The organism is Pseudomonas sp. ZL2, from assembly GCF_054788455.1.
Genome location: NZ_JBGOGX010000005.1, coordinates 157,951 through 172,870 on the forward strand (window position 1 = coordinate 157,951; position 14,920 = coordinate 172,870).

Below are 14,920 nucleotides of genomic sequence, written 5' to 3' on the forward strand. Positions count from 1 at the left end.
CTGCGGCGTTCTGGAGATTCTGTATGGCAAGTTTTGTACACACGGCAGGCAACCAGACCTACCGTTTCGACAGCCTGAAAGAAGTCATGGCCAAAGCCAGCCCGGCGCGCTCGGGGGACTTTCTCGCCGGTGTCGCCGCCAGCAACGATGGCGAACGGGTGGCGGCGCAGATGGCCCTGGCCGATATCCCGCTCAAGCACTTTCTGACTGAAGCACTGATCCCTTACGAAGACGATGAAGTCACCCGGCTGATCATCGACACCCATGATGCCAATGCCTTCGCCGCCGTCAGCCACCTGACCGTCGGCGGTCTGCGCGACTGGCTGCTCAGCGAGGCCGCCGACGAAGACAGCCTGCGCGCCCTCGCCCCGGGCCTGACCCCGGAAATGGCCGCGGCAGTCTCAAAGATCATGCGTGTGCAGGACCTGGTGCTGGTGGCGCAGAAGATCCGCGTGGTCACCCGCTTTCGCGGCACCATGGGCCTGCGCGGGCGCCTGTCGACCCGCCTGCAGCCCAACCACCCCACCGACGAGCCGGCCGGCATTGCCGCGAGCATCCTCGACGGCCTGCTCTACGGCAACGGCGATGCCATGATCGGCATCAACCCGGCCACCGACAGCATCGCCTCGATCTGCGCGCTGCTGGAAATGCTCGACGCCATCATCCAGCGCTATGACATCCCGACCCAGGCCTGCGTGCTCACCCACGTCACCACCTCGATTGAGGCGATCAACCGTGGCGTACCGCTGGACCTGGTGTTCCAGTCGATCGCCGGCACTGAAGCGGCCAACGCCAGCTTCGGCATCAACCTCAATGTGCTCAAGGAGGGCTACGACGCCGGCCTGAGCCTCAACCGCGGCACCCTCGGGCAGAACCTGATGTACTTCGAGACCGGCCAGGGCAGCGCCCTGTCGGCCAATGCCCACCATGGCGTCGACCAGCAGACCTGCGAAACCCGCGCTTACGCCGTGGCCCGGCACTTCAAGCCGTTCCTGGTCAATACCGTGGTCGGCTTCATCGGCCCCGAGTACCTGTACAACGGCAAACAGATCATCCGCGCCGGCCTTGAGGATCACTTCTGCGGCAAGCTGCTCGGCGTGCCCATGGGTTGCGACATCTGCTACACCAACCATGCCGAAGCCGACCAGGACGACATGGACATGCTCCTGACCCTGCTGGGTGTTGCCGGAATCAACTTCATCATGGGCATCCCCGGCTCCGACGACATCATGCTCAACTACCAGACCACCTCGTTCCACGATGCGCTCTACGCCCGGCAAACCCTGGGCCTGAAACCTGCGCCGGAGTTCGAGGGTTGGCTGGCGCGCATGGGCATCTTCACCCAGGCCGACGGCCGGGTGCGTTTCGGTAACAACCTGCCACCGGCCTTCCGCCAGGCCCTGGCGCAACTGGGATAAGCGAGTCGACTATGGCCAACACCCCACAACACGACAACAGCGCCAATCCCTGGCTGGAGCTGCGCCGCCTGACCCCGGCGCGCATCGCCCTGGGCCGCACCGGCACCAGCCTGCCCACCGGCGCCCAGCTCGACTTTCAGTTCGCTCACGCCCAGGCCCGCGATGCCGTGCACCTGGCCTTCGACCATGCCGGCCTGCGCGAGCAGTTGAGCGAGCGCGGGCGTGACAGCCTGTTGCTGCACAGCGCCGCCGCCGATCGCCACAGCTACCTGCAGCGCCCCGATCTGGGGCGCCGGCTGCACGAAGATTCAGCACAACGGCTGCGCGAGCATGCCCAGGCCAACCCCGGTGGCGTTGACCTGGCCATCGTCGTCGCCGACGGCCTCTCGGCCCTGGCCGTGCACCGCCACACCCTGCCGTTTCTCGCCCGCCTGGAAGAACAGAGCGCCGCCGACGGCTGGTCAACATCACCGGTGGTATTGGTGGAACAAGGCCGGGTGGCAGTAGCCGATGAGGTGGGTGAACTGCTCGGGGCGAAAATGACCGTGATCCTGATCGGCGAACGCCCGGGCCTGAGCTCACCGGATAGCCTCGGGCTGTACTTCACCTACAATCCCAAGGTCGGCCTCACCGACGCCTACCGCAACTGCATCTCCAACGTGCGCCTGGAAGGCCTGAGCTACGGCATGGCTGCCCATCGCCTGTTGTACCTGATGCGCGAGGCCTGTCGGCGGCAGCTGTCGGGGGTCAATCTGAAGGATGAAGCCCAGGTGCAAACACTTGAGTCAGATTCGGATACGCCGAAAAGCGGAAATTTCCTGCTGAGTAAACCTTGAGATCCTAGATTGCGTTTTCTAATTGCTTTCAGGCAGCATCTACCAAGGCTGTCGGCGACTTGCCGTAAACTCCCATGGACTCTGAGGCCTGCTTATGCGAATCATCCAAGCAACCCTGGAACACCTGGACATACTGGTTCCGCTGTTCGTCAGATACCGCGAGTTCTACGGCCAGTTGCCCTACCCGGACTCCTCGCGCTCGTTCCTCGAGAAACGCCTGGAGCGTGGCGAGTCGATCATCTACCTGGCCCTGCCGGACGATGACGAGAGCAAGCTGATGGGTTTCTGCCAGCTCTATCCGAGCTTCTCGTCGCTGTCGCTCAAGCGCGTGTGGATCCTCAACGATATCTATGTCGCCGAAGACTCCCGGCGCATGCTGGTGGCCGACCACCTGATGCGCGCAGCCAAGAAGCTGGCCAAGGAAACCAACGCCGTGCGCCTGCGGGTGTCCACCAGCAGCGACAACGAAGTGGCGATGAAAACCTACGAATCCATCGGTTTTCACGAAGACACCGAGTTCAAGAGCTACATCCTGCCTATCAACTCGGACTGATCCGAGCGCAACGGCAGGCACCATGCCTGCCGTTCACATCCATTCGACATCCGCCGCTACAAACTGCGCAGGCACAATCTGTTCGTAGCCGTATAATGCGCCTCTTCATTGTGTGTGAAACTTTACCCATCTTCCGGGTAGCGACCGTCCGCATTCGCACTGCCAGCCATCGCAAGCCCGTCGCTCGGGTCAAGAACACAGGTGCTGTACATGGATTTCAACCCGCTGGACCTTATTCTGCATCTCGACGCCTACCTGGACCTGTTGGTCAACAACTACGGCCCGTGGATCTACGCGATCCTGTTCCTGGTGATCTTTTGCGAGACCGGTCTGGTGGTCATGCCGTTCCTGCCGGGTGATTCCCTGCTGTTCATCGCCGGCGCCGTGGCTGCGGGCGGCGGCATGGACCCGGTGCTGCTCGGCGGCCTGCTGATGGCTGCGGCCATTCTCGGCGACAGCACCAACTACGTGATTGGCCGAACGGCGGGCGAACGCTTGTTCCGCAACCCCAACTCGAAGATCTTCCGCCGCGACTACCTGCAGCAGACCCACGATTTCTACGAGCGTCATGGTGGCAAGACCGTGACCCTGGCGCGCTTCCTGCCGATCCTGCGCACTTTCGCACCGTTCGTCGCCGGCATCGCGAAAATGCACTACCCGCGCTTTCTCGGCTTCAGCGTCGCCGGCACCGTACTGTGGGTCGGCGGCCTGGTCACCCTCGGCTACTTCTTCGGCAACGTGCCGTTCATCAAGCAGAACCTGTCGCTGATGATCGTCGCCATCATCCTGCTGTCGCTGGTGCCGATGATCATCGGTGTAGTGCGCAGCCGCATGGGCCGCAATGAAGCCAAGGTTCACTAAGCCCGGTTTATGTGGTCGCTGAGCGCCTGGCGCCGTCGTCGCACCCTGGCCCGACATCCGCTCGACGCGCAGCGCTGGCAGCGGGTGCGCGAGCGCCTGCCGATGCTCGATGGCCTCAGCGACGAGGAAGACCAGTGGCTGCGTGAAGCCTGCGTGTTGTTCCTGCACGACAAGCACCTCAGCGCCCTGCCCGGGGTCGAGCTGGACGGCGAGCAGCGGCTGTTTCTCGCCGCCCAGGCGCAACTGCCGTTGCTGCACCTGGGCGAGCTGAACTGGTACCAGGGTTTTCACGAAATCATCCTCTACCCCGACGACTTCGTAAGCCCGCAGCGCCATCGCGACGCCAGCGGTATCGAGCACGAGTGGGACGGCGAGCACAGCGGCGAAGCCTGGCAACAGGGGCCGGTGATCCTCGCCTGGCCGGGGGTGCTGGCCAGCGGCGGCTGGGAAGGCTACAACCTGGTGATCCACGAACTGGCGCACAAGCTCGACATGCTCAATGGCGACGCCAACGGCCTGCCGCCGCTGCACAGCGACCTGCGCGTCAGCGACTGGGCCCAAGCCATGCAGGAAGCCTTCGACGACCTCAACCGGCAGCTCGACCGCAACCCCGATGCCGAGACCGCCATCGACCCCTATGCCGCGGAAAACCCGGCAGAATTCTTCGCCGTCACCAGCGAATACTTCTTCAGCGCCCCGGACCTGCTCAACGACGCCTACCCCGCGGTGTACCAGCAATTGCGCGGCTTCTACCGCCAGGACCCGCTCGCCCGCCTGCAGCAGCTGCAGCACCATCACCCGCATTACCAGGACGCGCAGGACTGAGCCTGCCGGACATCCGGCCGGGCGTGGCAAGCGCGCTGGAATGTGCCTATAATCGCGACCAATTTTTGGCCAAACATGGGGGCACTGCCCAATGAGCTACAGCAAGATTCCGGCTGGCAAAGACCTGCCGAACGACATCTACGTCGCCATCGAGATTCCAGCCAACCACGCGCCGATCAAATACGAGATCGACAAGGACAGCGACTGCCTGTTCGTTGACCGTTTCATGGCCACCCCGATGTTCTACCCGGCCAACTACGGCTACATCCCCAACACCCTGGCCGACGACGGTGATCCCCTCGACGTGCTGGTTGTTACCCCGTACCCGGTTGCTCCAGGCTCGGTAATCCGCGCCCGTCCGGTCGGCATCCTGAACATGACCGACGACGGCGGCGGCGACGCCAAAGTCATCGCCGTACCGCACGACAAACTGTCGCAACTGTACGTCGACGTCAAAGAATACACCGACCTGCCTGCCCTGCTGATCCAGCAGATCGAGCACTTCTTCGCGAACTACAAAGATCTCGAGAAAGGCAAGTGGGTCAAGATCGAAGGCTGGGATGGCGCTGACGCCGCTCGCGCCGCGATCACCAAGTCGGTTGCAGCTTACAAAGGCTAAGCAACCCTCAACAAAAAGCCCCGCAAATGCGGGGCTTTTTGTTTCAGGGCAAGAACACCCCATCAAGCCCGCTCCCACAGCAAAGGCAGCTACCTTCTCAAGCCCTATTCATTCCCAAACCCACATCACCAACAATCGCCTTGGCGAACCCGCTCAGATAAAAAGCGGCCCACATCATGTCGCCGTCTTCATCCATAACCCCGGCCCGGGTCAGCTTGTGCACACATCCCAGCAGGGTTGAAGCCTGCTCCAGCGCGTAATCACACGGCACGCCTGGCGTAATCCGAAACAGCCCCATGGGCAATTGCTGGCTGCTGATAAAGCTTGTGACACCTACCGTCTCGTCGCACGAATCCTCGTTCATGCCACTACTCCCTCTTCCACGGCCTGCAGCTTGCGCAACGCATGCTCGACCAGCGCCCTGGCCATCTCGGCCGAATGCAGCACATTCATCAGCATGCCCTGACCAGGTTCATTGACGTGGGTTCGGCAGAATTCGTCGGTGGTTTCGTGAATACCGCGCAGCAGTTCGCTGGCGTAGGCCAGGGAATCAGGAGGGATCAGGTCGCTGTGAATGGAGAAATAAGGGGTGGTGAAGCTATTGCGGGAAATATCGGAATACGGTGGATCGGGGACGATCTTCTTCATGGCTTAACTCCCAGTCAATTCAGGAGCCTCCACCTCAATCCTTCTCACAAGATTAGGGTGGCAGCTGTACGCGGGGTGAGAAACCGAGGACATAGGAAACTCGGCCAGACCGAAGTCTGCCCGCGCACAGCCGCCATAACATGGCTGCTCTAATGTCATCGGGTTTCTCACGCCCGGTCGCCCACAAGCGACCCGAGGAAGTTAGACCCGATGCATTTTTCGAACAACAGTGAAAAGGCAGCAGCGTGCGTAGGATAGTTCCGAACGCCATTTAAGTGGATTTTTTTGCCGCGAAACCTCCTACACCAGCCTAAGCAAACACCTGTAAGCCAGACAATTTCCCGCCCTCAAAATGAACCTCGCGTTTATAGCCCGGGCTATGCAAGCCCACTAGACTCGGGCCTCATGAATACATCCGGTGATCGTCTCAAAGCGCTCCTGAGCGAGTGCAACCTGTCCCCTTCCGACTTTGCCGCACAGCGCAAGGTCACGCCGCAGCATGTCAACAACTGGTTCAAACGCGGCGTGCCCCTGGCGCGCCTGGATGAAATCGCCGAACTGCTGTGCGTGCGCAGCCGCTGGCTGCGCAACGGCGAAGGCCCCAAGCACCCCAACCCCTTGCCGCGCCTCAACAGCCAGGCCGCCCGCCCGGGCGTCGAAGGCCCCGATGCCAGCCTGCTGGCGGCGCACAACTACAACGACATCCAGCTGCCGTTCTACGGTATCCAGGCCCGCCAGCTGAAACCGCTTGATGACCGCTACCTGCGCTTGCCGATCCGCGCCCTCGACGCCCTGGGAGTCGACCCTGGCGACGCCCTGTGCCTGAGCATGCCCGGGCACAACATGAGCCCGCTGCTGCCACGCGGCACCACCCTGGCCGTCGACCGCAGCCTCACCCGCGTGGTCGAAGGCGAAATCTACGCCCTGCTGCACAACGGCCGCCTGCGCATCAACAGCCTCAGCCGCCGCGCCAACGGCGCCTTGCGCCTGCACAGTCAGGACAGCGACGAATACCCGACCGAAACCTACAGCCCGGCGCAACTCAAGACCCAGCGCCTGGAAGTACTCGGCTGGGTTTTCTGGTGGGGCCACCTGCGCGACAGCCGCCCGGCTTGAGCGTCGGGGGTGATTTTTTGCTGGGCATCGCCGGCCAATCCCAGTATGCTACGCCGCACATTTAGCCCGGCGGCCCAGCCCGCCCGCGGCCCTGGCGCGGCACCCCACAGCTTGCCCGCCACCTCCCGGCCCCAGCGCCGGAGCAACGATTTTAAGGCGGTTGCGGCTTACCAAAAATTAGCCAAGCCCGTCCCCGGAAGCCGGCCACAAGCCGGCTTTTTAATGCCTGCGATTCCACGCCCCCGCCCCTGCTGAATATGCCCGGAAGACATTCATCTCCAAGGCTACCGGTACGCTTTCATTTTTCAGGAACATCCCCGGCACTACATTAAATTCGACGGCTAAATCGCAAAAATCATTTAAAACCTCATTAATACAGGCGCGAACTCCTCTTAATCTTTAATCAACAACTTACGGAGGCGCCACCATGCTGATTTTCTTCAAATCATTGATCATCGGACTCTGCATCGCCGCGCCCGTCGGACCGATCGGCCTGCTGTGCATTCAACGCAGTCTTTCCCAGGGTTGGCGCGCAGGCTTTGCCACTGGCCTGGGCGCGGCGACCGCCGACTCGATCTACGGCTTTATCGGGGCGCTCGGCATTACTGCGCTCATTGCCACGCTGGTCAGCTGGAAACCCTGGTTGTGTATCTTCGGCGGCGCGTTCCTTGCGTATGTGGGGTATCAGATAATCAGATCGAAAGACAAAGCCGAGTCCCTGACGGGAGAGCGAAGCAACATGCTCACGGCCTATACCACCACCTTGTTCCTGACGCTGTCGAACCCGATGACGATCCTGTCCTTCATCGCCATATTTGCCGCCATGAGTGACGGTATCGGCGGCGAGCAAGGCAGTACCCTGTCAGTGGCACTGATGGTCGCCGGAATCTTTCTCGGTTCTGCGGCATGGTGGCTGGGGTTGAGCGGCTTCTCCTCCGCCTTCAAAGCCAGGATGTCCGGCGCAAAGCTGCGACTGATCAACTACTGCTCAGGCACCGCGATCAGCCTGCTCGGCGCGTATCAGATCGTCAGTGGCGTGATGCTCAGTAGCGCTGCGTGAACCGCAACCGAGCTGTGTATCGACGTAGGCGCCAAAGCGTTCGATGGCAACGCGGATCTGCTCGAGCGACACATTGCTGAAGGACAAGCGGACTTCCCGGGTGCCGTGTCCCAACAATGAGAACAACGCGACCGGAAAAACGATGACCCTGAAGGCGATGGCACACTCTTTCATCTGCGCCTGGGTAAATTCAAAGGGCAGTTTCAGATTGATGAAAAAGCCGCCTGCCGGGCGATTCCACGACACCCCGGGCTGATCGGCGAATGCCTGTGCAAGGCACTCAAGCATGTAATCGCGCTTGCGTGCATAGGCCGCCACGCGAGCGGCGTTCAACTGCACCAGGGAAAACTGGTTATCCAGCAGCAAACCGCCGACGACCGCCTGGCACAGCGCCGGTGTATGCACGCTCACCAGGCTTTTGCTTTTACACAATCTGGCCGTCCACTCGGGTGCATGAACGCCTTGCGGTGCAACCACATAGCCCATGCGCAAGCCGGGGAAGATCGATTTTGCAAACGAGCCAAGATAAAAGACCCGCTCGCTGTCGAGTGCCTTCATCGCAGGCAGCCGATCGCCTTCGTACCTGAAGTAACGGTAGGCATTGTCTTCCAGCACATAGAAATCGCACGCCCGGGCGATGTCCAGCATGGCCTGCCGGGCATCGAAGGACAGGCTGTCGGCAGTCGGATTACTGAAGTCAGGAATGGCATAAATCGCCCGCACCTTACGCCCCTGACACTGCACGGTGCTGATGAAATGGCGCAACGCGCGCGGGTCGAGAAAAGTGGCCATGGGTACGGCAACAACCTCGATCTTCAACAGTTTGGCAATCCCGGTTATGCCGGAAAACACCGGGTCAGGCACCAATAGCACCCCACCCTTGTCGAACAGTGCCAGCAGCGCCAGTGTCACTGCTTCCTGAAAACCCTGACACACCACCAGGCAGTCCGGATCAACCGGACACAAGCCTTCGTCGACCCGCAGGTGCTCGGCCAGTAACTCGTTGATGATCCCTGCCGTTGCCGAGTACTGGCACAGCAATGTCGCCACCGATGCAGGTTGATCGAGATACCGCGTGTAACTGGCCAGGCCACGCTCGATCAACGCCGGATCGCATTGCTCATCGTCCGGACGGCCAGAGGCCAGTGAAATTGCCTGCGGATGCTCGCCCGTCAATGAGTTCAACAAATGAATGACATTCAACACTGGCTCATCAAAAACAGAAGATTCACTGATAGTCGACACCTTGTCGCTCCTGTAAAAAAACAACGGGCCACCTGAGCCCGTTGTTCAATTGCCGACACTTTTGCGCGCTATTGGCGTGTCGCTTGCTCAGCCGTCTGAAACGCTTGCAGCAGGTCATCCTGGAGGTCTTCCAGCGCTTCCAGACCAAAGCACAAGCGCACCAACCCCTGGCCAATGCCCATCAGCGCTTTTTCTTCGTCAGTCATTGACGCATGGCTGCCGCTAAAGGGTTGGGCAACCATCGACGTGACACACGCCATGCCTGTACCGGTTCCGAACCATCTGAGCGAGCGTGTGAAGGTTTTATAGACCGGCACCAGGTCACGGCGAATATCGACAAACACGATCCCGCCATAGCCTGTCAGCTGCTTGCCATCGATGTGCGGGTAGTAAACCCGCTCGATATAGGGGAGGTCCTTCAGATAGTTGAGCATTTGCACGGTGGTCTTGCCGTGCCGCTCCATGCGCAACTCAAAGGTCTGCATGCTTCTGCGCAACAACCAGGCGCTATGGGGCGTCAGGATTGAACCCGAATAAAAGCGCCCTTCCAGCAAGCGCTGGTAAAGTGCCGGGTCATTGACCATTACCAGCCCACCCATGACATCGCTGTGCCCTGAGAAGTACTTGGTGGCGCTGTACAGCGAAATATCCGCGCCCCAGGCCAACGGCTTTTGAAACAACGGCGTCGCCCAGGTGTTGTCGACCACGATCAACGCCTGGGGATTGATGCTCTTGACCGCCGTCGAAACAGCCTGGATGTCGATATCCTTCAAGAACGGATTGGTCGGTGTTTCAAATATCACCATGTCGACCTTCGCCGGCAAGGCTGCCAATCCCTGCGCACAGCTCAGGTCGAGGATGCTCAATTGCACACCCAGGCGTGCTGCGTAACGCTGGAAAAGTTTGTACGAACAACCGTAGATAAGCCTGTTGATCACCAGCGAATCGCCCGGTTTGAGCAGTTCGAGCACCATGTAGAGTGCACTCATGCCCGTGGCGTAGGCCAGGGCATGTTCGCTCCCTTCAAGGGCCGCAACGACTTGTTCAAGCTCGCTGACGTTGGGATTCGCCTTTCTCGAATAGAAAAATGCCGAGTCGGCGCTGAAAGCACTGCATTGATAAAGGGGCGTGACCGCGGGTTGAGCGCCATGGTCATCCACCCGGATGTGCAACATCTCGGTCGAAATGTTCATGCCTTGCTCACCAGTTTGATGACTTGCTCATACATGTTCTGTTTGCCTTCATAGCCGACGGCTGGCGTGATGTCGTTTTGCGCTATGCCGATTTCCTCGATCGATTCAGTGGGAAAATGGGCGCGGTCAAACACTTCATGCAGGTTGGAATTCACCCCCGCTGGCAGCCAGACTTCAGGGCCCAACTCGTCCACTCGAGCCTTCGCGATGATGAACCGATAGCTTTCAAACGGCCGCAGCGTCAGGGTTTTCCACTCGCTGCTGTGGCCATCGGCATAGTTTCGACGCAGGTACACGCTTTGCTCCCGGTCAAGGGTGTTGAGAACCTGGGCGTGCAATGAAACGATGTCGCCGTGCCATCCAAACTTCCTTTTCTCGTACGCAGTCAACGCCTCCTCGCGCAACTCGACCGGCTGGCCAGCGGGCAGCTCGGGCAACAACCTGAAGTGGGCATCATGACCGCATTGAGTACAGCAACCCTGGCTATCCAGGCCGATATTCCTGGCGTTCAGCCCGTAGCGGGTGACCAGCAAGGCGCTGCAGTTGTTGCAACTGGTATTGGTACCGTCGACATCATTCACGTTGCCCAGATAGACATGCTCGACCCCCATCGACCGGGCAACGTCCCTGGCCTTGAGTAACCGGTCAACCGGTGTGCGGATGCTGTTGCTCATCTTGTAGTCGGGGTGGAAGCGCACAAAGTGCAACGGCACCTCTGGGCCCAGCTCATCCAGGACCCACTGGCTGATCGTGCGTGCGGTGTCTTCGTCATCACTGATATCGGTCACCATCAACGTGCTGACTTCGACATACTTGCCCGCGTCATAGACTTTCTTGATACCCGCCAGCACCGGCTCGACCCAGCCGGTGGTGACCTTGCGGTAATACTCGGGAGAAATGGACTTCAGCGAGATCGAGAAAATATCGATGACCGGCAACAGTTCATCGATCGCTTCCTCGCTGATGAAAAAGGCCGATTTGTACAGGTTGATCAAGCCAGCTTCTTTGGCCAGCTTGGCCGTGTCCAGAATAAACTCATGCCAGACCACTGGATCATTGTAGGTCCACGACAGTACGCGAATACCGTGCTGCAACGCGGTTTCCACGACCTGTTCGGGGGTGTAGTAATAAACGTCCTTATCGGTAACGTATTTAGCCTGCGAGGTTTTCCAGTTATGGCAGTAGCCACAATTGAGCATACAGCCGATATTACCCAGCGAGAGAATCCGCTCACCGGGCGCGAAGTGGAAAACAGCCTCGGTTTCGATGGTCTCCTCGGTACTATGAACACCCTTGCCATAGTTCAATGTAACTAAGCGTCCGCCGCGATTGCCACGCACCTTGCAAAAGCCGAGCTTGCCTTCCTGAATGACACAGTTGCGCGGAGAAAGATGACACTTTACTGCGCCGTCCGGCAACAGCTCTTCCAACTTGGCCGGGGTGCTTTGCAGGGTCCAGGTTTTATTATTGAGATCGTTCACTGTTTATTCCTCATCCATCAGCACAGTAGTTACATCATCGGTTAAGTACGCAGCCGCTCGCGCGCCAGTCACTGACTGCCGAGGAGGGTTGTTGTTATGGTTTTAAATCAGGAGGCGCTGGCCAGGCCGTGATTGGTCAGCGAAAAATGCCGGGCATTGATGGTCATGAATGGTTGAATCAACGGACCGATCACCAGCAGGAACAGAAGCGTCCCGACACCAAACGGACCGCCCAGCAACCAGCCGGTTGAAAAGATACCGATTTCAATGAACATCTTGGCCTGGGTGAATGACCAGCGCCATTTGGCGACCATGGTCAATACCACCAGGTCCATGATGCGAATACCAACGCCGCTCATGATGATCAGCGCCGAGGCATAGGCACAAAGCAGTAAACCCAGGGCCAACATGGCATAGGCATTAAGGTGGGGGACCACATGGCCCTCCAGGTCGAGCACCGTCCACAGATCGATCAACAACCCCGTCAGGGTGGTCGTGATGAACGGGCTGATCGGCGGATATTTCTTGTTCCAGAGCATCCACCAGGTCAGGAAGATCAGCGACACAATCGCCGAGCAGACGCCCATGCCGACCATCAGGATTTGATTGAAGGCAATAATAAGCACATCCAGCGGGTCGGTTCCGAGGTGACTCATAATGAACAACTTGGCACCCAGCGAGAACAGGCCGACACCGACCAGATACATGCACACCTGATCAACTTTCAAGTGGCGAAAGCCAAATAATTGCCCGGTGAGGTACTGGCGAAACGAAGGGTAGTTATTGTTATTGCAGCCGCGCGTCTTATTCCCCATACGAACTCCATTTCCAAGGAAAGACCTGGCCCGTGATCCGCGGACCGGGAAATAATTCTTATTATGTCAACGCCGTTCCCAGGCGACTCTTCGAGCGACGAAATTAGACTAGCATCGCACTATTTTTTGATGCATTATTTTTTAATGAAAAAGACACCTTTTTCATTAATTTCTTTGCTTTTGCCAGAGGAAATCTACATGGACCGTATAGACATAAAAATCCTCGCCGCGGTGCAGACCTCGGGCCGAATTTCCATCACCGAGTTGTCTCGGCACGCTGGTCTTTCTATCCCCGCGACCACTGACCGCTTACGCAAACTCGAAGATGCCGGGGTGATCAAGGGCTACAGCGCCCAGGTCGACCCCGTCAAACTCGGATACGGCATCTCGGCCGTGGTTGGCATGACCACCTTCAAGCCAGCCAAAACCAAGTTGATTGCCCTCCTTCAGGAAATACCCGAGGTCGTCGAGTGCCTGCACGTAACGGGTAACGATTCTTACCTGATCAGGCTCTACGCCAAATCCATGGCTGATATCGAAAACACCATCGCCAGGATCAATCCCTTTGGGGAGACACGCACCAGCATCGTACTGTCAGAACCCATCGAGCGACGAAAACTGGCGCCGTGAAGCGCGACATCGATCTTCAGCTACTTTCTACGCAGTCAACCTGTCCTGAATGAATGGAGGCCTCATGAAACTGATCGGCATGCTCGATTCCCCCTACGTACGCCGCGTCGCGGTATCGCTGGAGCTGTACGGCATCACTTTCGAGCACCAGGCGTTGTCAGTGTTTCGCAATTTTAACGAGTTCGCCGCGATCAACCCGGTGGTCAAGGCACCCAGCCTGGTCCTCGACGATGGCACGGTGTTGATGGATTCGACGCTGATTCTGGATTACTTCGAAGCTCTGGCCGTGCCCGCTAAAAAGCTATTGCCGCAAGACGCTCTGGCCCGCGCCAGCGATTTGCAGGTGATCGGCCTGGCGCTGGCAGCCAGTGAGAAGTCGGTGCAGATCTATTACGAACACAACCTGCGCCCGCAGGAGAAACTGCATACGCCCTGGCTCGAGCGGGTGACCGGGCAGTTGCTGGCGGCGTACGCACAGCTCGACGGGCTACTTGCCGAACAGCCGACGAAATGCCCCAGCCTGCCCTTGAGCCAGGCGGAGATCACCACGGCCGTGGCCTGGTCATTCACTCAATACGTGTGCGCCGAGGTAGTTGCGGCCAGTGAGTTTGCGCATGTGCAGCGTCTGGCTGACAAGATTGAAGGCCATCCGGCGATGCTCAAGTACCCGATCGAATAGCACCTGCCGCCAAACCCTCGCGCAACATCTGCACGAAGGCATCCCTTGCCGGATGCCTGCCCGCCTGGGCATGCCAGTAGAAGGCGTTGCTGATGGCCTTGAGTTCGGCGAACTCATGGCCAGTCCAGCCGGCGCCTTTGCGGTATTGCTCGAAAATGCCCCTGGGCACCAGCGACACCCCGGCGCCAGCACTCACGCAACTGACGATGGCGCCATAGCTGGCGATGCCGACAATCGGCAGCTTTTGCCCCTGTTCGAGTAGCCAGCGCTCCAGCGCCGCCCGATAAGGGCAGCCTTCCGGCCACATGAAAATGGCCTTGCCCAGCAGGTCTTCAGCGCTGCGAATCGGTCCGAAGGATTCAGGGGCGATCAGTACCAGGTCCTCCTGATACATGGGCGTGCGCTTGAGCAACGGGCGCTCGACCTCCACCGCGACAATGGCCCCATCGAGGCGATGGTTGAGCACGTCATCGAGCAGTTGCGACCAGGTACCCGTGCTCAGTTCCAGCGAAACCTCGGGGAAGCGCGCATGGTATTCCGCCAGCAATCGCGGTAATCGGCCACTGGCCGAAGACTCGATGGCGCCGATGCGCAAGCGCCCGCTGGGTAAGGCTTGCGGGCTCAAAGCAGCCTTGGACTCTTCAGCCAGGGCGAGCATCTGGGTGGCGTATTCGAGAAAGGTTTCCCCCGCCGGGCTGATCTTCAAGCCACGCCCATGACGCAAGAACAGCGGCACGCCCAGCTCCTCTTCCAGCGCCTTGATCCGCGCGGTGATGTTCGACGGCACATAGTGCAATACCTCGGCCGCACGGGCGATGCTGCCGGTGTCGTAAACCGTCTTGAACATGCGAATCTGCATCAGCTCCATACATCACCCAAAGTGAACGATCCGTTCAGTATAAGTCGATTGTGGTGAGCAGATACCTTTCTGATACTGAAGC

At 59.3% G+C, this 14,920-nt stretch carries 17 protein-coding genes; 10 read left to right on the forward strand and 7 right to left on the reverse strand.

Features of this window, described 5'->3' with window-relative positions:
* The first annotated feature begins 23 nt into the window (after positions 1-23).
* The 6 genes from ABM562_RS08365 to ppa all read left to right on the forward strand — a co-directional run bounded on the left by ABM562_RS08365 (position 24) and on the right by ppa (position 5,112).
* Positions 24-1,418, forward strand: coding sequence for an ethanolamine ammonia-lyase subunit EutB (locus tag ABM562_RS08365; protein ID WP_460421395.1), 1,395 nt, complete (start codon positions 24-26; stop codon positions 1,416-1,418).
* A gap of 11 nt (positions 1,419-1,429) precedes the next feature.
* A complete protein-coding gene (eutC, locus tag ABM562_RS08370; RefSeq protein ID WP_115085138.1) occupies positions 1,430-2,254 on the forward strand; it encodes an ethanolamine ammonia-lyase subunit EutC in 825 nt (274 codons plus the stop codon).
* Positions 2,255-2,348: 94 nt separating this feature from the next.
* Positions 2,349-2,807 carry a GNAT family N-acetyltransferase gene (locus ABM562_RS08375; protein ID WP_115085137.1) on the forward strand — a complete coding sequence of 153 codons (459 nt, stop codon included), beginning with the start codon at positions 2,349-2,351 and terminating at the stop codon, positions 2,805-2,807.
* A gap of 210 nt (positions 2,808-3,017) precedes the next feature.
* On the forward strand, positions 3,018-3,668 hold the full coding sequence (locus tag ABM562_RS08380; protein WP_115085136.1) for a DedA family protein: 651 nt from the start codon (positions 3,018-3,020) through the stop codon (positions 3,666-3,668).
* Positions 3,669-3,677: 9 nt separating this feature from the next.
* A complete protein-coding gene (locus ABM562_RS08385; RefSeq protein WP_460421397.1) occupies positions 3,678-4,493 on the forward strand; it encodes a M90 family metallopeptidase in 816 nt (271 codons plus the stop codon).
* 91 nt (positions 4,494-4,584) lie between these two features.
* Positions 4,585-5,112: an inorganic diphosphatase gene (gene ppa / locus ABM562_RS08390; RefSeq protein ID WP_007933577.1), complete on the forward strand. Its 528-nt coding sequence runs from the start codon at positions 4,585-4,587 to the stop codon at positions 5,110-5,112.
* Positions 5,113-5,209: 97 nt separating this feature from the next.
* Here ppa and ABM562_RS08395 read toward each other — a convergent pair whose 3' ends face one another.
* Together ABM562_RS08395 and ABM562_RS08400 are read right to left on the reverse strand one after the other, a co-directional pair.
* The gene (locus tag ABM562_RS08395; protein ID WP_115085134.1) at positions 5,210-5,476 is read right to left on the reverse strand and encodes a DUF3077 domain-containing protein; all 267 of its coding nucleotides are present in this window, start codon (positions 5,474-5,476) and stop codon (positions 5,210-5,212) included.
* A complete protein-coding gene (locus ABM562_RS08400) occupies positions 5,473-5,760 on the reverse strand; it encodes a hypothetical protein (protein WP_115085133.1) in 288 nt (95 codons plus the stop codon). The genes ABM562_RS08395 and ABM562_RS08400 overlap by 4 nt, the downstream gene beginning before the upstream one ends.
* 405 nt (positions 5,761-6,165) lie before the next feature.
* On the opposite strand from ABM562_RS08400, the gene ABM562_RS08405 reads away from it, so the two are divergent.
* Entirely contained in the window at positions 6,166-6,876 is a 711-nt protein-coding gene (locus ABM562_RS08405; protein WP_115085132.1) for a LexA family transcriptional regulator, read from the forward strand.
* A gap of 427 nt (positions 6,877-7,303) precedes the next feature.
* Positions 7,304-7,936, forward strand: coding sequence for a LysE family translocator (locus tag ABM562_RS08410; protein WP_115085131.1), 633 nt, complete (start codon positions 7,304-7,306; stop codon positions 7,934-7,936).
* On the opposite strand, the gene ABM562_RS08415 is transcribed toward ABM562_RS08410, so the two are convergent.
* From ABM562_RS08415 to ABM562_RS08430, 4 genes are all read right to left on the reverse strand, one after another.
* A complete protein-coding gene (locus tag ABM562_RS08415) occupies positions 7,865-9,181 on the reverse strand; it encodes an aminotransferase-like domain-containing protein (RefSeq protein ID WP_460421401.1) in 1,317 nt (438 codons plus the stop codon). The two genes, ABM562_RS08410 and ABM562_RS08415, sit on opposite strands and share 72 nt — an antisense overlap.
* A 68-nt stretch (positions 9,182-9,249) precedes the next feature.
* A complete protein-coding gene (locus ABM562_RS08420) occupies positions 9,250-10,374 on the reverse strand; it encodes a trans-sulfuration enzyme family protein (protein ID WP_460421403.1) in 1,125 nt (374 codons plus the stop codon).
* A complete protein-coding gene (gene amrS / locus ABM562_RS08425) occupies positions 10,371-11,855 on the reverse strand; it encodes an AmmeMemoRadiSam system radical SAM enzyme (RefSeq protein WP_115085128.1) in 1,485 nt (494 codons plus the stop codon). The genes ABM562_RS08420 and amrS overlap by 4 nt, the downstream gene beginning before the upstream one ends.
* 107 nt (positions 11,856-11,962) lie before the next feature.
* Positions 11,963-12,670, reverse strand: a complete 708-nt coding sequence (locus ABM562_RS08430) for a YczE/YyaS/YitT family protein (protein ID WP_115085127.1) — start codon at positions 12,668-12,670, stop codon at positions 11,963-11,965.
* Between the two features lie 198 nt (positions 12,671-12,868).
* Here ABM562_RS08430 and ABM562_RS08435 point away from each other — a divergent pair, with 198 nt between their 5' ends.
* Positions 12,869-13,300, forward strand: a complete 432-nt coding sequence (locus tag ABM562_RS08435; RefSeq protein WP_115085126.1) for an Lrp/AsnC family transcriptional regulator — start codon at positions 12,869-12,871, stop codon at positions 13,298-13,300.
* 64 nt (positions 13,301-13,364) lie between these two features.
* Positions 13,365-13,979, forward strand: coding sequence for a glutathione S-transferase family protein (locus ABM562_RS08440; protein WP_258578439.1), 615 nt, complete (start codon positions 13,365-13,367; stop codon positions 13,977-13,979).
* On the opposite strand, the gene ABM562_RS08445 is transcribed toward ABM562_RS08440, so the two are convergent.
* Positions 13,960-14,847: a LysR family transcriptional regulator gene (locus ABM562_RS08445; protein WP_460421406.1), complete on the reverse strand. Its 888-nt coding sequence runs from the start codon at positions 14,845-14,847 to the stop codon at positions 13,960-13,962. The two genes, ABM562_RS08440 and ABM562_RS08445, sit on opposite strands and share 20 nt — an antisense overlap.
* Positions 14,848-14,920 lie beyond the last annotated feature (73 nt).